This is a genomic window from Rhizobium sp. 268 (assembly GCF_036571585.1).
GTDB classification, from domain to species: domain Bacteria; phylum Pseudomonadota; class Alphaproteobacteria; order Rhizobiales; family Rhizobiaceae; genus Rhizobium; species Rhizobium redzepovicii.
The window spans coordinates 521,027-537,840 of the sequence record NZ_JAPPSO010000002.1 but is presented as its reverse complement, the minus strand read 5'-3'; the positions used below and the strand labels follow the sequence as shown (position 1 = coordinate 537,840).

The following is a 16,814-nucleotide window of genomic DNA, read 5'->3' as shown; positions in this document are numbered from 1 at the left end:
CAGCACAACACCGCTCGGCCGCCTAACGGCGATCAATCTCGGCCTCGACCTTCTTCCGTGAGTTTCCAGCGCTCTTCGCGGCCATCTTGATGGCATCCCGCGAGGCGCCTTCCTTCGTTGCTTCGTACTTGACCTCGTGATCCTGGCCGCCGGCCACGCGGGTTCGATCCTGTGCGCGGCCGTGTGATGTCGTTGTCTGCGCCATCGGGCTTCTCTTCGAATGAGCGTCCGCACTAGAAACTCACAACGCGTCCGGGTGGTTCCCGGGAGAACGTGGATGATGATCTGCGCTTGGAGCAGCTGCGGAATTCCCTAAGCGGTGCCCGGCATCGTGCTGGAGGAACCAACTTGCTGTGGCTCTAGAACTGAACAAACCTCCACCGCTTTCCACTACTAACGGGCGCAATTCGACCAGCGGAGACGGCGGAATCAATTTGGGAGAGAAATTCCGTAAAGTACTGAAAAATGATTCGTTTTGAGTCGGAACGAATCACCCTGACACGTCTTTGAGTCGCGGATTAATGATTCGGAGTATTTGTCATGCCGTCAGGACAGCGTGCGCAGTGGAAAGGCTTTCTGAAGTTCGGCGAGGTAAGCTGCGGCGTCGCTCTCTACACGGCAGCCTCGACGAGCGACCGCATCACCTTCAACACCATCAACAAAGCCACGGGCAACCGCGTCAACCGCATCTTCATAGACAGCGAGACCGAGGATCCGGTGCCGAAGGAAGCCCAGACCAAGGGCTTCGAGATCGAGAACGGCCAGTACATCATCATCGATCCTGAGGAAGTTTCCGCCGCGATCCCTGAGAGCAACAAAACGCTCGAGATTGAGGCGTTCATCCCGTGCTCCGACGTCGACGACGTCTACTTCGACAAGCCGTACTACCTCACTCCCGACAAGATGGGCGGAGACGCGTTCGCGGCTCTCCGCGATGCGATGAAGAAGTCGATGGTCGCGGCCATCGCCCGCACCGTCCTATTCCGTCGAATGCGTACGGTGCTGATACGGCCGCACGGCAAGGGCCTGATCGCCAGCACACTCAACTTCGACTACGAGGTTCGTTCCTCCGAAAAGGCTTTCGAGGAGATGCCCAAGCTCAAGATCCAGGGCGAGATGCTCGATCTGGCCAAGCACATCATCAGCACCAAGAAGGGCGAGTTCGATCCGGCGACCTTCGACGACCGCTACGAAGCCGCCCTTGCAGATTTGGTGAAGGCGAAGCTGGAAGGCAAGTCGCTTCCGAAGCCGAAGAAGGTCGAGGTCTCGAAGCCCAATGATCTGCTGGCCGCGCTCCGCGAGAGCGCAGGCATGATGAAGGCCGCTGCGGACAAACCGAAACGCACTGCCGCCAACGCCAACACTGGCAACGGGAGGCAGCGCGCCGCGCGCGGGGCGGCAGCGAAGTCCGCCGCTTCAAAGGCTGCCCCGCAGCGCAAAGCCAGCTAGGGAAATAGGTCATGGCTCCGAAATATTACTGGAAAGGTTATCTCAAACTCTCCCTGGTTACCTGCCCCGTGGCTATGACCCCGGCTACGAGCGAAAGCGAGAAGGTTCGCTTCCATACCCTCAACAAGGAGACGGGCAACCGCGTCGTCTCCCGGTACATCGATTCCGTCACGGGCAAGCCCGTCAGGGACGACAACGAAGCCAAGGGCTACGCTCGCGGGGAGAACGACTACGTTATCCTTACCGAGGACGATCTCGACGCAGTCGCGCTCGACACTGTGAAGACGATCGACATCGACAAATTCGTCCCGGCCGACAGCATCGAGTGGATCTACCTTGAGAAGCCGCATTACCTGATGCCGGACGATGCCGTCGGCAACGAGGCATTTGCGGTGATCAGGGATGCCATGAAGGCCGACAAGGTTTTCGGCGTGTCGAAGCTCGTGATGGGCCGCCGAGAGCGCGCGGTCGTCCTGGAACCGCGCGGCGAAGGCATCGTTCTCTGGACGCTGCGTTTCGGCGACGAGGTTCGACCGGAGGAGAATTACTTCGAGGATATCGACGAGAAAGCAGATCCGGATCTCGTTCCGCTCGTTCAGCAGCTCATCAAGAAGAAGACCGCGCGATGGTCACCCAACATGGTCAGCGACCCGATCCAGGAAAGCCTGCTGCGGCTTATCGAGGAGAGGAAGAAGCTCCTCAAGCCGAAGAAAGCCGCCAAGGGCAGGAAGGTGGAAGCCGCTCCTGGTTCGAACGTAGTGGACATCATGCAGGCACTTCGCAAGTCGGTCGAGGGAGATCTCAAGAGCAGGAAGACGGGTTGACATGCTCTGGCTGATGCGAGGATCCAGGACGAAGCTACCGGCTGGAAGATTGACTTCATCGGAGATGATGGAGACGCTGTCTCCGAAAAAGTCGCCGACGAGCACGCAGTCAGCGCTCCAAAGAAGAGCTTCGCGATCGCTTTATCCGGCTCGTTGGCTATGGCGATCTGCATCGCACAACAGAAGCCATCCAGGAGGCGGGAAGCCGCGTCGCACGGTATCTTCTTATGCAGTTGGTGGTGAACTGCGCTTACGGCGTTCCATTGGCTCTCGGACTGTGGGCGGTCGGCATTCCAAATCCAGCGCTCTGGGGGATGCTGGCCATCGTCCTTCGTTTTGTCCCCTATATCGGGCCTGTCATCGCAACAGTTTTGCCGCTGTTCCTGGCCTTTGCAGTAGACCCTGGCTGGAGTCTTGTTCTCTGGGTTGCGGCCATTTTCGTCGTGCTGGAATTGACCAGCAACAACGTCATCGAGCCCTGGCTCTATGGTTCTCGTACCGGCCTCTCTCCGCTCGCAATCATCGTCGCGGCGATTTTTTGGGCATGGCTGTGGGGACCAGTCGGTCTTGTGCTGTCCACCCCGCTGACCGTGTGTCTTGCAGTGTTGGGCCGGTATGTCCCGCAGTTCAAGTTCCTTGAGGTCGTTTTTGGTAGTGACCCGGTGCTCGATCCCAAGGAGCGGCTGTACCAGCGGCTTCTTGCCGGCGATCCCGATGAGGCGACCGATTACGCTGAGGAGTTCCTCGAGGAGGATTATCTGGAGGATTACTATGGCAAGGTTGCCATTCCCGCCCTTCTACTCGCGGAGAAGGACAGGCGTCGAGGCGTCTTGACCGCGGAGCAGATGGAACAGGTGTTCGGGACCGCCATCACACTGGTCTCGAACCTCGGGGAAATCGCGGAGGAAGAAGAGCAGGAAGAGGAAGACGAACAGAAGGAGACGGAAGCGGCAGGTCGGCCCAGCACCCCCCTCAAGGAAGGAAATGGGGATGAAAGCGAACTACCTGATGGACGGGGCAACACCGTCTTTTGCGTCGGAGGCAGGGGCCCGCTCGACGACGCGTCGGCTGCGATGCTTGCCCAGATTCTTCAGGTACAGGGAGCCGAGGTGGTCGCAGCGAGGCATTCTGACATCCCCAATCGCCGTGCCATGAGCCTCGTTCCGAAGCAATCGAACGCCATAGTAGTTTGCTTCCTCAACGAGGACTCCGCAAGGCACGCCACCATACTTGTTCGTCGGTTCAAGCGCATATACCCGGCCATTCGGGTCGGCGCGGTCCTTTGGGTGGAAAATCAGGAGGAAGAGCAACCGCCTACGCTTCGGGAGGCGGATTTCGTTGCCACCACCTTGACCTCAGCTGCCCGCGAGACACTCGCCGATGCACCAGCATCATTGGTGACGCCCGCGCGCAAAATTCGTACGAGGCGATCCTCGAAAAAGACAGGCATAACCCCCGCACAGTCCAGAATTTAGCGGCAAGTCTTGCCCGGATATGCCGGAACTAGATCTGATGGGACGAGAAGTCCTGCTTTACTACGTCGTATTCGTCAACGCTCCAATGCGTCTCGGAGCGGCCGAACGCCAGGAGCCACCGCGAATTTGAAGGGCATGGAAATCGCCACCGAGATTGCGCTGGAGATCCGCGCCAAGACCAAGCAGGTCACCGGGCTCAACGCCTCAGCCGCTCGCCAAGTCGTCGAAGCAGGCTGCTTGAACGCGCGGTCCGTCAGATACCGTAGCGCCGATCGAGTTCTTTCAGCGCGGACTGTACCTCATCGATCGAAATCGGCTCTGGTATTCCCGGCACCTGCCGGAGAGCCGGCATCGAATCGATAGCGTAAAAGTCGGAGGCCCAGGCCGCGAGGATCGTTCGCTTATCATCGACGGAAAGAGCCGCCGCTCTCACCACATCGATTGGCCGCTGAAGCTCCATACCCTGAAGCAAGACCGCTGGTCCCATCGCCATCGCGTTGCTGGTCGCCTGCTCCAACATGTCATGCGTCATCGGACCACCTCACTGTACGTGTGGATCGCGGTCACGCTGCAGGCGTGACGCGGCGATCACGTTCATTTCCGGCGCCAGCAGATCGTGTTTCTCGGCGAAAGCCGCAAACAGGCCACGCGCGGTTTCTGCTTCAATCTCGCCACGCAGTGCCGCACTGCAGGCCTTCAGCGCAATCGCATGCGCGCTGTCCCTGAGTGACGTCGAACACTCGGAAAGATGCCGGTAGGCATCCATGACGCTGCGAACCTCTGCTGGGAAGCCAAGGCCGACAAGAATGGAAACAGGCTGCCTAAACATATCGGGTTTCATTGCTCTCTCCTTTCCAACCCGGAATGTTGATGGGCGCCGTAGCCACGGCGCCCTTGTTCTGAGGTCAATGCGGTGTCAAGCGGCCTTCTGCGCTTCGATCTGCGCGGGAGCGACTGCCCCGGCGCTCTCGATCGCGATCTTGCGCGGCTTCAGTGCCTCGGGGATCTCCCGAACCAGATCGATCGACAAGAGTCCATTGCTGAGGTCCGCCCCGTTCACCCTGACATGGTCGGCAAGTTCGAACCGGTGCTCGAACGGCCGGCCGGCAATGCCGCGATGCAGGTAGCCGTCGGTGGCCGCTTCCTGCTTCTTGCCGGTGACCGTCAGTAGATTGGATTGGAAGGTAATGTCGAGTTCGTCCAGGGTGAAGCCCGCCACCGCGATCGAAATCTGGTAGCTGTCGTCACCGGTCTTGACGATGTCATAGGGCGGCCAGTCGCTGATCGACCGGGCGCGCTGGGCGTTTTCCAGAAGATTGAAAACCCGGTCGAAGCCGACGCTAGAACGATAGAGAGGCGCATAGTCGTAAGATGTTGCCATAGCCATATCCTCCTTGAAGCAACATGGGTACGGAAGCGCCGAAAGACGGCGCTCCCAGCAAGGCCAGCCCTTCATTGAGCGGCTGGCGGCAATCGATTTGGTTTTTGAGAATTTCAGATTCAAGAGCAGCGGCAGAAAAAAATATGCTCCTTTTGGGCTTCTGCCCCCCGCTCAATCCAACTCATAAACGGCCGCATTATCCTGAACTTCGCGCAAGCCTTTGTAGGATGCGTGACGCAGATCGCCGTCGTCCGTCCAGCCTCGGAATTCGATCTCGGCAATCAGCGTCGGCTGGACGATGACAACTTGTGAAGACGGTCCGATCAAGCGACGACTAATGGAGATGAAACGTGCACTGCTCGCCTTGAAACAGTTCGAACCAACAACCCCTTGATTCTCAGCATCGAGATGCAAAGCCTAGCTCGTTGGCAAAGAGTCTGGCCATTCCTGCGCGCCATGGAGGACGCGAAGAATGCGGACCGCTGTTTCGGTAATTGCATACGCCGCGACGTACGGCGTGCCGTTAATTACCAGTTCGCGGGTGCCAGCAATTCTGCCAACACGACCGCTCGCGGGAAAATCTACCAACCGACGGACGGCAGCAACGATCCGTTCATCGACCAGAATGGCGGCTGAGGGATTTTCTGCTTCAATGTATGTGAAGATGGCATCGCGATCCGATAGCGCGAACGCCGACCAGGTAAGCTTCACGATTTGCGAGCACCCGCGTTAAGGCGGGCTGCCGCTCGACGTTCAGCAAAATGTGCCTCGACTTCATCATCCGAAACGTCCGGTCGAGTATCGTTCAGGGCTTCAAGTACCTTGGTGCGAAACCAAGCGTCATGGGCCTCACTGCCTGAAAGAAGCTCCAGCGGCAGCGCACCCTCATTGGCCGTCCGGGTGAGTAAGATCCGAACCGCGTCCGATACCGTAAGCCCCATATTTCCAAGCACTGCGGAGGCACGATCCCGAACCTCGGCATCAATACGAGTTTGTACAAGTGCATTTGCAGCCATAGCTATCTCCACATTTCGGTGGAATGATAATGCAAATGAATGACGAATGCCATAGCGCTTTAGACCGCCGTTTCTTTTAGTTGCTTTTGAATGTATCTGAACCGATGAGCGTAATCTCAATCGTGTGAGATAACGCTGATTTATGGAACTTATCCAGGAGTCTGGCGATTTCACCTCGCGGATCGGCACCATGCCTGTCGGTTCACAGGTTGCGATCGATGGTCCGCATGGGAGCTTCACCCTCGACGGACTGCCGAAAAGCGATACGCTCATCCTGATTTCGGGCGGCGTCGGGTTGGCGCCTATCTTTTCCATTCTCTCTGATCTAGGCCATCATAGCGAATACCGCCGGATACGGCTTACCCACACGGCCCGCAGCCGAGCCGCCCTCGTCAAGTCCGAAGTTATGCAATCCACCTGCCCGTCAGCCGATATCACGATTCTGGCGGATGACGCGACGGCTGTCGATGCGCCGGTCGGCCGCGGACCGCTCACTCTGGAGCACCTGCGAAACCTTATGACCGGCGTCGAGCCGTCTGCCGTAAACATCTTGATTTGCGGCCCGAGCGGTATGATGACTTTTGCTACCGACGCCCTGCACGCAATGGGTGTCACGCTCGACCGCATACGGTACGAACGATTCAGCTATGGCGCTAGCCCCGTCTCTGTAAAGGACCGCCGTATTCTCACAGGATTTGTCGGGCTGTGCGTTGCGGTCACGGCCCTCGCATTTGGCTTCGCGCTACGTTGACCGATCATTGCGCAACCAGCCAATCGATCAGCGCCGCCCGCTCAGCCTCATCCGGCTCGTGGTGATGGGCAAGCAGCGATGAAAGCCTCTCTCTTCTGATGGCCCTCTCCTGCGGAAGTCTCCGCAGCACGTGTGCGGTCGAGGCATGACACCGGCTGCAGTGCATCTCAAAAAGTTCCGCGCCATCGGCGCCTTGCTGCGCGACGATGAACCTGATCATTGCGCTGAACCTTCGGCCGTCGATGGCGCCCATCTCGAATACCTGGCAACCCCCTACCCATCAGCAGCACCCCCCAAACGCAAGCGAACCCATCGCATTTTACAGGGACGTAGGCCTGCAATTACGGAGCAAGACACCGAAGCGAAGGGTCAAGGCCACGTTTGGAATATATCCCGTTTAAGTCTTTGGCGCCATGAGAGATACTGAATTCTGTTTGCCACGAAGCGGCTCTGAACTGATAAGTTTCCATCCATTATCTTCCTTTGCAGCGATCACAACCTCCAGAGAGGCGAGAAACGGGACTCCAAATTGCTTCGTCGCTTGCTCGATACGCGAGGCCACATTTACCACATCGCCAATAATTGTGAATTCGCGCCGGTTCTCATCTCCAACAATACCGCAATATACCTTTCCTCGGTGGGCACCCAAACCGACGGTGACGTGATGCGATGTGAGCGAATCGATCTGCCATTCCGCGATAAGTCGAAGTATATCACGCGCGCAGTTCAATCCTCGCCTTGCATCGTCGGTCCTTGGATCGGGCACCCCGAACACGATCATGGCTCCGTCACCGATGAATTTATCTATCACACCGCCGTTTTCCTTGGCAGCACGCTGAACAATTCTGCGAAAGGATGAGATGAGTTGCGACAGTGCCTTTGGATCAAGACCTTCAGCAATTTGCGTCGAATTCCTGATATCTACAAAGAGCACTGTGACAACCTGTCGTCGCCCGTGAATCCATTCATCGCCTCCAGCAACAAGAGGAACGATTTCAGGTGGCAGAAACCTAGCCAACGCGGCGGTAGCGTAGGCCTGCTCCTCTGCTTGAATCAGCAATGACCGTGCGCGGTACATCACAACAAGCGACGCCAGACCGGTCAGGGTAATGAGGCACAAACGTGAAACTGAAGGCAGCAGAGAGAAAAGTCGCTGCACGCCTGACCCGGACGTGAACGGGCTATCGGAGACCGGCGAGAGACTGACGAATACGAAAGCCAAGGCAAAAGCGAACAGAAGAGTGGACCAGACCTGAATAGCGGGTCGATAGCGAAGCGCGCCAACGGTCAAAAGAAGTGGCACAGCCCAGGTTACTGGGGCCGCAAAAACCCATGCGCCCGAAAGGTTGTTCAGTTTAAGCGACAAATAACAGACCGCAGCGATCATGATTGCATCAATGATCGCGAACACATATCGCATCCACGAACGGAACTGCCCGTAGCGGATAAAAAACAGAGCAAGGATACCGGTCAGGAAAAAAGTTACCAGAGCAAGCATGGAGGGCAACTGCACTCCAAAAGCTCTGTCCATTTGATTGAGCGAAATCGCCGAAAAATGCGGAATAGACAGAACGAGTGCCGAGAGGAGCCTGATGAACGCAAGCGTCCTTTCCGCCTCTATTTCGGCATCCAGAAATATCCTATGCTTTTCCGCCTCCCCCCTCAAAAAGGTTGCCATCGCTCCGCCTTTCAAAATTCCTACCAGCGCGTTTCAAGTTCTACCACAAAGGTTCTCGATCATCCTTCAAAGCTGACCGCAGCGCATATCGAAACGACTCGCTTCCCAAGTCCATTAGCTGAGAGCGGCCACTTGCATAGCGAGATTTTACGCCACGTCATTGAGCAAGCGACTTCGCCTTTTGAAACGCGACCGGAGAGAAATCGATCGAGAGGAGATCAAGGCCCTGCTGGGCCAGCCACACGCCGTTGCGGCCCTCGCCATCAGCGATGGCTAAGGCATGCTTAACCCGAGTCAAGCCGATTTTTTGGCGTGCGAGGAATGCATTCGGTTGCGTCCCGAAGAGATAGTTCTCGCTGGAAAATCGTTGGTTCCAACACAGCAGGTCCTGGCGCATCGGAGCATCATTCATGTCTTCACCTCTCCTGTGCTGGTGCATGCCCGTTGGCGAGCTCGTGGATGGACGACCGTGGAGCCTGCGTGGCTTATTATCAGTCATCCCCTCCTCTGCCGAGCCAGGTGAGCATGTCGAGGCAATATGCTCACCGGCAGAAGCGCTCATAGAGCATCTTCATGATCTCGATCACCACTGGATCCTTGATGTAGTAGTACAGCGTCCGGTGTTCCCGCCGGAAATCCAAGATCCCTTCCTTCTTCAGCTTTGCCAAATGCTGCGACATCGACGTCTGGGGTATATCGGTCGCTTCGATCAACGCCGTGACGCTTCGCTCCCCATCGAGCAACTGGCAGAGCACAAGGAGGCGATGTTCATTGGCCAGGCCGCCAAGGAAGTTGGCGGCATCACAGGCTTTCTTCTCCATTGCTTGCGCGAAATTCATCTTAGCCTCTTTACAATTCATGTTTTTATAAAATCAAGAAAATATAAATTTAAGGTTGAAATCAAGGACCACATCCGATGCCAAAGGATTACCGGCAAGTAGCACAGGATATATCGGCTTACACCGCGGAATTGCGCAAGCTTACCCCGGACGCCATGCAAGGCTTCCATGCACTGTCGAAGGCGGCGAGTGCGGATGGCAGCGTCGACGGTAAGACCAAGGAACTGGTCGCGCTCGCAATCGGGGTCACCCAGCATTGCGAGGGCTGCATCGCCTTCCATGCCAAGGCATTGAAGGATCTCGGCGCAACCCGCAAAGAGATCGCCGAGATCATGGCGATGTGCGTCTACATGGGCGGAGGTCCGGCGCTGATGTCCGCAGCCGACGCGCTTCGGGCATACGACCAGTTCAGCGAAGCGGCACAGGTGTGACATTTGGCCGATCTTGATCGGGATCAATGGCTGGCAGCGCCGTTGCGGTAGTCTGCTGGAGAAAGTGGAGGAAAACATGGGTTGGAGGAACATATGGCACATGTTGTTGTCTTAGGTGCAGGGCTAGGCGGAACGATTGCTGCCTATCAGCTTCGTGACGAGCTTGGCACCGAACACAGCGTTTCCGTGGTTGGCAAGGGTGAGACGTTCAGCTTCGTTCCATCCAACCCGTGGGTGGCGGTCGGCTTTCGCGACAGGCCGTCTGTCGAGGTCAATCTCGTCCCGGTTTTCAAGAGGCGCAAGATCGGCTTTCATCCGCAGGGTGCGCGCCTGCTGCACGCCGCCGAACGGCGGCTCGAACTGATGGATGGCGTATCTATCTCCTATGATTATCTCGTCATTGCGACGGGTCCGGACCTGGCCTTCGATGAGATCGAGGGATTTGGCCCTGAGGCCGGCACATATTCGATCTGCCAGATCGACCATGCCGTGCAAACGAAGGAAGCGGTGCAGAAACTCATCCGGAATCCCGGCCCCGTGGTGGTCGGCGCCGTCCAGGGGGCCTCCTGTTTCGGTCCGGCCTACGAATTCGCTTTCATTCTCGACAAGGCGCTGCGCGACGCGAAGGTTCGCGACCGCGTGCCGATGACCTTCGTGACCTCCGAGCCCTATATCGGCCATCTCGGCATCGATGGTGTCGGCGATACGAAAGGGCTTCTCGAAAGCCAGTTGCGCCAGAACCACATCAAATGGATCTGTAACGCCAAGGTCGAGAAGGTCGAGGGCGGCAAGGTTTCGGTTTCGGAACTGGGCGAAGATGGCGCCATCATCCGCGCGCATGAACTCGTGAACAGCTTCACGATGCTGCTGCCGGCCTTCCGCGGGGTCGAGGCTATCCGGGGAATAACAGGCCTCACCAACCCGCGCGGCTTTGTCCTGATCGACAAGCACCAGCGCAATCCGGCATTCCCCGAGATTTTTGCTGTTGGCGTCTGCGTCGCGATACCACCCATGGCTCCCACCCCCGTGCCCGTGGGCGTGCCGAAGACCGGTTTCATGATCGAATCGATGGTTACGGCGACGGTCAGGAACATCAAACGACTGCTGAGGAACGAAGTTCTGGATGCCGAGGCGACCTGGAATGCCGTCTGCCTGGCCGATTTCGGCGATTCCGGCGTAGCCTTTGTCGCCCAGCCGCAGATACCGCCGCGCAACGTCAACTGGTCTTCGAGCGGCGCCTGGGTTCATGCCGCCAAAGTGGGCTTCGAGAAGTACTACCTGCGCAAGATGCGCACGGGCACCTCGGAACCGATCTATGAGCGGCTGGCGCTCCACGCGCTCGGAATAGAGAAGCTCAAGGACATCAGCATTGAAGAAGTTGAGGCGTCTGTCCCGCAATAGTGGGGCGCGCCCTCCAAACGGAGTTTTGGAAATGACATTGGATCGATCTGTTCTCGCCTTTGCAGGTATCATGGTGTTGTTGTCGGTCGTGCTGACCGTCTGGGTGTCGGCCTATTTCCTTTGGCTGACAGTGTTCATCGGCGCCAACATGCTGCAGTCCGCATTCACCGGCTTCTGCCCGGCGGCAATCGTCTTCCGCAAGCTGGGCATCAAGCCCGGCACCGCCTTTTAGGACGATTCACTCATGCGCCCGATCTTACTGATGGCCGGATTGGTCCTTGCCGGTTCGGCCTCCGCGGCAACTGTGACGCTGCAACCGACCACCATAACTGAATGGAAAGCCGTCTACGGGAGCATAGAGGCGCGAAACACCGTCGCGGCCCGCGCCCGCATCGGCGGCACCATCGTCGAACTGGACGTCACCGAAGGTGATACGGTCCGGTCGGGGCAGAAGATCGCCATCATTCACGACGAAAAGCTGGCCTTCCAGATCGCTGCCCTGGATGCACAGATCAACGCGCTTCAGTCGCAGTTGTCGACCGCGCAAGCGGATCTGGCGCGAGCGGAAACTCTGGTCGCAAGAGGCGTGGTTACCGTGCAGCAGTCCGATGCATTGCGCACGCAGGTCGTGGTCATCCAAAATCAAATATCCGCCACACAAGCTCAGCGCTCCGTCATCCAGCAGCAGCAATCCGAAGGTGAGGTCGACGCTCCGACCGATGGCAAGGTGCTGACGGTGCCGATCACCAAGGGCGCCGTCATCCTGGCTGGTGAAACGGTGTCGACGGTGGGCGGCGGCGGCCTGTTCCTTCGATTGGCCATTCCGGAGCGCCATGCAGTATTCCTGAAGCAGGGCGCGACCATAAGGATCAGCGCCAATGGCAGGCAATTGTCCGGACAGTTGGTCAAGATCTATCCGCAGATCGACAACGGCCGGGTGATCGCCGACGTTGAAGCGGATCAACTCGACACACCCTTTGTCGAGGCTCGTGTTCTCGTTGAAGTTCCGGTGGGGGAAAGAGCGGCCTTGCTGGTCCCGGAAGACGCGGTCTATATGCATTCCGGGCTGGACTTCGTCAAGGTGAACGAGGAGACAAGCCAGGTCGAACGGACGGTCATCCCCGGCGAGCACATCGTCCGACCGGACGGTCGCTTCGTCGAGATACTGACCGGCCTTGCCGCCGGTGACGAGGTCGTTGTTCCATGACACAGGATGAGTCCGGCCTTGGTATCGCGGGCCGCCTGACCCGCGCATTCATCATCTCACCATTGACGCCGCTGCTTCTGCTCGCTGCATTGTCATTCGGCGTCATCGCGCTCATGACGCTGCCCCGGGAGGAGGAGCCGCAGATTTCGGTACCGATGGTCGATATCCACGTGCGCGCCGATGGATTGAAGGCGGAGGATGCCGTCAAGCTGATCACCGAGCCGCTCGAGACCATCATCCAGGGCATAGACGGTGTCGAGCACGTCTATTCTCAAACCTACGATGATCAGGTCCTCGTTACGGCGAGATTTGTCGTCGGGACCTCGTCCGATTCCGCCGTCTTGCGGGTCCACGAGAAGGTCCAGGCGAATATGGACAGAATCCCCATCGGGATTCCGGCGCCACTGATCGTCGGCCGGAGCATAGACGACGTCGCCATCCTATCGCTGACGCTGACGCCGACCATCGACGCGGCCGGTCGCACGACGGGCAATGACCTGACGCGTGTCGCTCGCGAGCTGAAGACCGATCTTTCAAAAGTGGGAAATGTCGGCCTGACCTATCTCGTCGGCGAATCCGACGAAGTGATGCGCATCGCGCCCGACCCTGCCAAGCTGGCGCTCTACGGCGTAACGCTGCAGCAATTGGCCGCCAAGGTTTCCGGCGCGAACCGCGCCTTTCCCGCAGGGTTGGTGCGTGACAAGGGCGAGCAGATCGGTCTTGTCGCCGGCGAAACGCTGGGCTCCCCGACCGACATTGGCAATCTGCTCCTGACTTCGCGCGACGGCCGGCCGGTCTATGTGCGCGACGTCGCCAATATCGCCCTGGCAACCGATACCAGCGAGACGGTGCCGGCAAGTCTCATACGCGGCGAAAAGGGCGTGGTCCGGCTGCCCGCCGTGACGGTCGCAATCGCCAAGAGGACGGGGGCGAATGCGGTCACCGTGGCACAATCGGTCCTGGATCGTGTCGAAGCCCTCAAGGGAACGCTGATCTCCGGCGACATGAGCATCGAGGTCACGCGCAATTATGGCGAGACGGCAAACGACAAGGCCAATGAACTGCTGCTCCATCTCGGTCTTGCAACGGTATCGATCATCGTCCTCGTTGGCTTCTCGATCGGCTGGCGTGAAGCATCGGTGGTTGCCGTCGTCATCCCGGTGACGATCCTGCTGACGCTCTTTGCCTCGAAGCTGATGGGCTACACGCTCAATCGCGTTTCATTGTTCGCATTGATATTCTCGATCGGCATCCTCGTCGACGACGCCATCGTCATCATCGAGAACATCGCCCGTCATTGGGGCATGGGAGACGGCCGCAGCCGGCGGGAGGCCGCGATAGAAGCGGTCGCGGAAGTGGGAAACCCGACAATCATTGCCACGCTGACGGTCGTCACGGCCCTGCTGCCGATGCTCTTCGTTTCCGGCATGATGGGCCCTTACATGAGTCCTATCCCGGCCAACGCCTCGGCCGCCATGATATTTTCCTTCTTCATCGCGGTGACGGTAACGCCCTGGTTGATGCTGCGGATCGCCGGCAGAGGCAAGGGCCACGAAGGACAGTCCCATGCCCAGGGCGGCGTGATCGGTCGCCTTTATACGCTGGTGGCGCGCCCGCTGCTTGCTTCGAAGACGTCGAGCTGGATATTCCTCGCCGTCGTCGGCTTGCTGACGCTCGGCTCGCTGGCGCTTTTCTATACCGAGGATGTGACGGTCAAGCTGCTGCCCTTCGACAACAAATCGGAACTGTCCGTGATGGTCGACCTGCCCGAGGGCGCCTCCGTCGAAACGACGGATGCGACGGCGCAATCGATCGCACGGCTGGTGATGCAATTCCCCGAGGTCAAGTCCGCCCAGACCTATGCCGGTACTGCGGCTCCCTTCAATTTCAACGGCCTCGTGCGGCACTACTACCTGCGGGCCAGCACCGAAAAGGGGGAGGTCGCCATCGAGTTGCTGTCGAAGGCCGAGCGCTCCCGCACCAGCCACGAACTGGCCGTCGCCATCAGAAACCGCCTCGACGAGATCACGATCCCGCCCGGCACCAGCCTGAAGGTGGTCGAACCCCCGCCGGGGCCGCCGGTGATCGCGACTCTGCTTGCCGAAATCTATGGTCCGGACGGCGATACCCGTAGGAAGGTCGCTGAAAAGGTCGAAGCAGCCTTCCGTTCCGTTCCGTTCATTGTCGATGTGGACAATTCTTACGGAACCCCGGCTCGGCGTTTGCGCGCGACGATCTCGACCGACGACGCGGAATTCTTCCATGTCGAGGAAAGCGATGTTTTTGATACCATCTCGATTCTCAACAACGGCGAGACTGTCGGCTATTCGCATAGAGGTGGCGGCAGGCAGCCGATCCCGATCAGGCTGGAGTTGCCGAAACGCGACCGTGTGCTGAACGAACGATTCCTCACCACGCCGATCCCGGCGAACGTCCTGCCAGGCGATCGCGGTGTCGTCGAACTTGGTGACGTCCTTCACGTCGCCGAGGAAAAAGCATCCTTTCCCATCTTCCGCCACAACGGCCGCGCCGCTGAAATGGTGACGGCCGAACTCGCCGGCGCCTATGAGGCACCTCTCTACGGGATGATCGCCGTCCAGAGGGCACTCGATGCCGAAGACTGGACCGGCCTTTCCAAGCCACGCATATCGCTGCATGGCCAGCCTGATGACGAGGGCGTCTCGACGCTGCTCTGGAATGGCGAATGGGAGGTCACCTGGGTAACGTTTCGCGACATGGGCGCCGCGTTCATGGTAGCTCTCCTCGGCATCTATATCCTGGTCGTCGCGCAGTTTGGCTCGTTCAAGGTGCCGCTCGTTATTCTGACGCCGATCCCGTTGACCTTCATCGGCATCCTCGGCGGGCACTGGCTGTTCGGCGCGCCCTTCTCGGCGACGTCGATGATCGGCTTTATCGCGCTCGCAGGCATTATAGTCCGCAACTCCATCCTGTTGGTCGACTTCATTCGACACAACAGGTCGCCAGACCAGCCGCTGTCCGAAATCCTGATCGAGGCTGGCGCGATCCGTTCGAAGCCCATTCTGCTCACCGCTCTCGCGGCGATGATCGGAGCGGGCGTCATCCTCAGCGATCCGATCTTTCAGGGGCTCGCAATCTCCCTGCTGTTTGGCCTGGCCTCCTCGACCTTGCTGACGGTGCTAGTCATTCCGGCCATCTATCGCGTGGTGAAGACATGACCGAGATCATTGACAGGTCTCGCCTCCACCGGCATCTGACGCAGCTAGGATGAATTTGTAGATACCCGCAAGAAGCTCTGTTCCCATTCAGCGGATTGCCGAACTCGGCCCCGTTTGATGTGCATCAATGCGCGAACGGGACGAATGTTGCCATATGGGGCATGATTTCGATTGCTGTAAGGCTAGAATTGAAGCCGATGCGTGAAGAAGTTCAGCAACTCGATCTGAAAACGCAGGCCCTGTCTTTGCCGTCTCTATGTTCAGACGGTGGGTCGTGAGGAAAACGTTTCTGGCGGCAGCAGGCAGCGGCTGACTCAACATCAAGAACGCATCGTTGAACATGGCGGATTCCTCTCAGTTTGCTCAAGCCTATCGTCGCCACGGACGGATATCTTTGATCTGCATCAAGCAGGTTCATGCGACCCGTCTAAATGCGGCGGGCATCTCCCGCTAGGCCGACACCCGTTGGATCGCGCATCACCTCAGCTCGCAAGTTTTTTGATCGAGCGCAATGCGCAGGAGGCGGCCTGACCTGAAAATGATTTCATCAACGAACGGGAAGGAATAGGTTATGGCAAGGATATTCACAATCGCAGTCGTAATCCTGATGGCCGTCCTGGTTGGCTATAGCGCCGCCAGCTGGTGGCCGCAGCCGGACCAGTCCGAAACCGCTCCGCAGGAGAAGAAGGCTCCCAAGGCCGGCTACCCGGAACCGTTCATCCCTCCGACGAAGGGTAACGGTTTCTGATCTTGCGGATGTCTGCGCAAAAACGTTTCGGCACTGACGAGAATTCTGCGCGCGCTTCGGGACGGACCATGACTCTCTAAGAATTGATCAAGGAGCGAGACGATGGCTCACGAGAAGATGACAGACCTGGACTGGCACGAGCCGGTCTATGTTCAGGCGGCGATGCGAGCGCCCGATACGATCCACAATCCAAGCGAGGCGCTCGATTTCCTCGCCCACTCTTGGAAGGGCTCGCGAAAGAAGCATCGATTCGCAACGGAAGTCTGCGCCGCGGCAGTACGTGGACAGGTATCTTCCGAAACAGCGAGGGAGGCTTTCGTGGAGGCGGTTTCCCATGCGCGAATGGTTATCTGTGCGCCGAATACGCAAGCTGAGAGCTGAATCTGGCGATATCCCTAAATGCTTATCCCTACTGCC

General features: G+C 58.4%; 19 protein-coding genes and 3 pseudogenes. 11 read left to right on the top strand and 11 right to left on the bottom strand.

Features of this window, described 5'->3' with window-relative positions:
* Window positions 1-22 precede the first annotated feature (22 nt).
* Complete coding sequence (locus OS035_RS05955) at window positions 23-205, bottom strand: DUF3606 domain-containing protein (protein WP_331813490.1); 183 nt, start codon at window positions 203-205, stop codon at window positions 23-25.
* Window positions 206-540: 335 nt separating this feature from the next.
* Here OS035_RS05955 and ku (OS035_RS05950) point away from each other — a divergent pair, with 335 nt between their 5' ends.
* The 3 genes and pseudogenes from ku (OS035_RS05950) to OS035_RS05940 all read left to right on the top strand — a co-directional run.
* Complete coding sequence (gene ku / locus OS035_RS05950; RefSeq protein WP_331813489.1) at window positions 541-1,449, top strand: non-homologous end joining protein Ku; 909 nt, start codon at window positions 541-543, stop codon at window positions 1,447-1,449.
* An 11-nt stretch (window positions 1,450-1,460) separates the two neighbouring features.
* Complete coding sequence (ku, locus tag OS035_RS05945) at window positions 1,461-2,273, top strand: non-homologous end joining protein Ku (protein ID WP_331813488.1); 813 nt, start codon at window positions 1,461-1,463, stop codon at window positions 2,271-2,273.
* 119 nt (window positions 2,274-2,392) lie between these two features.
* A pseudogene (locus OS035_RS05940) lies at window positions 2,393-3,748 on the top strand (AI-2E family transporter); the annotation flags it as partial.
* Window positions 3,749-4,001: 253 nt separating this feature from the next.
* Here the strand turns inward: OS035_RS05940 and OS035_RS05935 are convergent.
* The 6 genes and pseudogenes from OS035_RS05935 to OS035_RS05910 form a co-directional block, all read right to left on the bottom strand.
* Window positions 4,002-4,280, bottom strand: coding sequence for a hypothetical protein (locus OS035_RS05935; protein ID WP_331813487.1), 279 nt, complete (start codon window positions 4,278-4,280; stop codon window positions 4,002-4,004).
* Window positions 4,281-4,289: 9 nt separating this feature from the next.
* Window positions 4,290-4,589, bottom strand: coding sequence for a DUF982 domain-containing protein (locus OS035_RS05930; protein ID WP_047618427.1), 300 nt, complete (start codon window positions 4,587-4,589; stop codon window positions 4,290-4,292).
* A 75-nt stretch (window positions 4,590-4,664) separates the two neighbouring features.
* Window positions 4,665-5,129 (bottom strand): Hsp20 family protein, encoded by a 465-nt coding sequence (locus OS035_RS05925; RefSeq protein WP_331813486.1) that lies wholly within the window; start codon window positions 5,127-5,129, stop codon window positions 4,665-4,667.
* A 171-nt stretch (window positions 5,130-5,300) separates the two neighbouring features.
* Window positions 5,301-5,432, bottom strand: a pseudogene (locus OS035_RS05920) (ATP dependent DNA ligase); the annotation flags it as partial.
* Window positions 5,433-5,546: 114 nt separating this feature from the next.
* Entirely contained in the window at window positions 5,547-5,840 is a 294-nt protein-coding gene (locus OS035_RS05915; protein ID WP_097536147.1) for a type II toxin-antitoxin system RelE/ParE family toxin, read from the bottom strand.
* A complete protein-coding gene (locus OS035_RS05910) occupies window positions 5,837-6,145 on the bottom strand; it encodes a type II toxin-antitoxin system RelB/DinJ family antitoxin (protein WP_062578764.1) in 309 nt (102 codons plus the stop codon). The genes OS035_RS05915 and OS035_RS05910 overlap by 4 nt, the downstream gene beginning before the upstream one ends.
* A 142-nt stretch (window positions 6,146-6,287) precedes the next feature.
* Between OS035_RS05910 and OS035_RS05905 the strand changes: the two genes are divergently transcribed.
* On the top strand, window positions 6,288-6,896 hold the full coding sequence (locus tag OS035_RS05905) for a hypothetical protein (protein WP_331813485.1): 609 nt from the start codon (window positions 6,288-6,290) through the stop codon (window positions 6,894-6,896).
* Window positions 6,897-6,900: 4 nt separating this feature from the next.
* On the opposite strand, the gene OS035_RS05900 is transcribed toward OS035_RS05905, so the two are convergent.
* From OS035_RS05900 to OS035_RS05885, 4 genes and pseudogenes are all read right to left on the bottom strand, one after another.
* Entirely contained in the window at window positions 6,901-7,149 is a 249-nt protein-coding gene (locus tag OS035_RS05900; protein ID WP_331813484.1) for a hypothetical protein, read from the bottom strand.
* Window positions 7,150-7,485: 336 nt separating this feature from the next.
* Window positions 7,486-7,974, bottom strand: a pseudogene (locus OS035_RS33545) (adenylate/guanylate cyclase domain-containing protein); the annotation flags it as partial.
* Between the two features lie 757 nt (window positions 7,975-8,731).
* A complete protein-coding gene (locus OS035_RS05890; RefSeq protein ID WP_331813482.1) occupies window positions 8,732-8,986 on the bottom strand; it encodes a hypothetical protein in 255 nt (84 codons plus the stop codon).
* A 130-nt stretch (window positions 8,987-9,116) separates the two neighbouring features.
* Window positions 9,117-9,413 carry an ArsR/SmtB family transcription factor gene (locus tag OS035_RS05885; RefSeq protein ID WP_331813481.1) on the bottom strand — a complete coding sequence of 99 codons (297 nt, stop codon included), beginning with the start codon at window positions 9,411-9,413 and terminating at the stop codon, window positions 9,117-9,119.
* A 77-nt stretch (window positions 9,414-9,490) separates the two neighbouring features.
* On the opposite strand from OS035_RS05885, the gene OS035_RS05880 reads away from it, so the two are divergent.
* The 7 genes from OS035_RS05880 to OS035_RS05850 all read left to right on the top strand — a co-directional run bounded on the left by OS035_RS05880 (window position 9,491) and on the right by OS035_RS05850 (window position 16,778).
* Entirely contained in the window at window positions 9,491-9,844 is a 354-nt protein-coding gene (locus tag OS035_RS05880) for a carboxymuconolactone decarboxylase family protein (protein ID WP_331813480.1), read from the top strand.
* Window positions 9,845-9,937: 93 nt separating this feature from the next.
* Window positions 9,938-11,245, top strand: a complete 1,308-nt coding sequence (locus OS035_RS05875; protein WP_331813479.1) for an NAD(P)/FAD-dependent oxidoreductase — start codon at window positions 9,938-9,940, stop codon at window positions 11,243-11,245.
* A gap of 31 nt (window positions 11,246-11,276) precedes the next feature.
* Window positions 11,277-11,477 (top strand): YgaP family membrane protein, encoded by a 201-nt coding sequence (locus OS035_RS05870; protein ID WP_331813478.1) that lies wholly within the window; start codon window positions 11,277-11,279, stop codon window positions 11,475-11,477.
* A gap of 30 nt (window positions 11,478-11,507) precedes the next feature.
* The gene (locus OS035_RS05865; RefSeq protein ID WP_331813550.1) at window positions 11,508-12,452 is read left to right on the top strand and encodes an efflux RND transporter periplasmic adaptor subunit; all 945 of its coding nucleotides are present in this window, start codon (window positions 11,508-11,510) and stop codon (window positions 12,450-12,452) included.
* The gene (locus OS035_RS05860; protein ID WP_331813477.1) at window positions 12,449-15,649 is read left to right on the top strand and encodes an efflux RND transporter permease subunit; all 3,201 of its coding nucleotides are present in this window, start codon (window positions 12,449-12,451) and stop codon (window positions 15,647-15,649) included. Before OS035_RS05865 ends, OS035_RS05860 begins: the two co-directional genes overlap by 4 nt.
* A gap of 571 nt (window positions 15,650-16,220) precedes the next feature.
* Window positions 16,221-16,397, top strand: a complete 177-nt coding sequence (locus OS035_RS05855) for a hypothetical protein (protein WP_168309592.1) — start codon at window positions 16,221-16,223, stop codon at window positions 16,395-16,397.
* Between the two features lie 102 nt (window positions 16,398-16,499).
* Window positions 16,500-16,778, top strand: a complete 279-nt coding sequence (locus OS035_RS05850; RefSeq protein ID WP_331813476.1) for a DUF982 domain-containing protein — start codon at window positions 16,500-16,502, stop codon at window positions 16,776-16,778.
* Window positions 16,779-16,814: the final 36 nt, after the last annotated feature.

What these genes read in the sequence shown, in the direction of transcription:
- ku (WP_331813488.1), top strand. Translation starts at nt 1,461, where the DNA reads ATGGCTCCGAAATATTACTGGAAAGGTTATCTCAAACTCTCCCTGGTT.
- OS035_RS05905 (WP_331813485.1), top strand. Translation starts at nt 6,288, where the DNA reads ATGGAACTTATCCAGGAGTCTGGCGATTTCACCTCGCGGATCGGCACC.
- OS035_RS05880 (WP_331813480.1), top strand. Translation starts at nt 9,491, where the DNA reads ATGCCAAAGGATTACCGGCAAGTAGCACAGGATATATCGGCTTACACC.
- OS035_RS05855 (WP_168309592.1), top strand. Translation starts at nt 16,221, where the DNA reads ATGGCAAGGATATTCACAATCGCAGTCGTAATCCTGATGGCCGTCCTG.
- OS035_RS05925 (WP_331813486.1), bottom strand. Translation starts at nt 5,129, where the DNA reads ATGGCAACATCTTACGACTATGCGCCTCTCTATCGTTCTAGCGTCGGC.
- OS035_RS05935 (WP_331813487.1), bottom strand. Translation starts at nt 4,280, where the DNA reads ATGACGCATGACATGTTGGAGCAGGCGACCAGCAACGCGATGGCGATG.
- ku (WP_331813489.1), top strand. Translation starts at nt 541, where the DNA reads ATGCCGTCAGGACAGCGTGCGCAGTGGAAAGGCTTTCTGAAGTTCGGC.
- OS035_RS05910 (WP_062578764.1), bottom strand. Translation starts at nt 6,145, where the DNA reads ATGGCTGCAAATGCACTTGTACAAACTCGTATTGATGCCGAGGTTCGG.
- OS035_RS05890 (WP_331813482.1), bottom strand. Translation starts at nt 8,986, where the DNA reads ATGAATGATGCTCCGATGCGCCAGGACCTGCTGTGTTGGAACCAACGA.
- OS035_RS05900 (WP_331813484.1), bottom strand. Translation starts at nt 7,149, where the DNA reads ATGGGCGCCATCGACGGCCGAAGGTTCAGCGCAATGATCAGGTTCATC.
- OS035_RS05870 (WP_331813478.1), top strand. Translation starts at nt 11,277, where the DNA reads ATGACATTGGATCGATCTGTTCTCGCCTTTGCAGGTATCATGGTGTTG.
- OS035_RS05860 (WP_331813477.1), top strand. Translation starts at nt 12,449, where the DNA reads ATGACACAGGATGAGTCCGGCCTTGGTATCGCGGGCCGCCTGACCCGC.
- OS035_RS05850 (WP_331813476.1), top strand. Translation starts at nt 16,500, where the DNA reads ATGGCTCACGAGAAGATGACAGACCTGGACTGGCACGAGCCGGTCTAT.
- OS035_RS05865 (WP_331813550.1), top strand. Translation starts at nt 11,508, where the DNA reads ATGGCCGGATTGGTCCTTGCCGGTTCGGCCTCCGCGGCAACTGTGACG.
- OS035_RS05955 (WP_331813490.1), bottom strand. Translation starts at nt 205, where the DNA reads ATGGCGCAGACAACGACATCACACGGCCGCGCACAGGATCGAACCCGC.
- OS035_RS05930 (WP_047618427.1), bottom strand. Translation starts at nt 4,589, where the DNA reads ATGAAACCCGATATGTTTAGGCAGCCTGTTTCCATTCTTGTCGGCCTT.
- OS035_RS05875 (WP_331813479.1), top strand. Translation starts at nt 9,938, where the DNA reads ATGGCACATGTTGTTGTCTTAGGTGCAGGGCTAGGCGGAACGATTGCT.
- OS035_RS05885 (WP_331813481.1), bottom strand. Translation starts at nt 9,413, where the DNA reads ATGAATTTCGCGCAAGCAATGGAGAAGAAAGCCTGTGATGCCGCCAAC.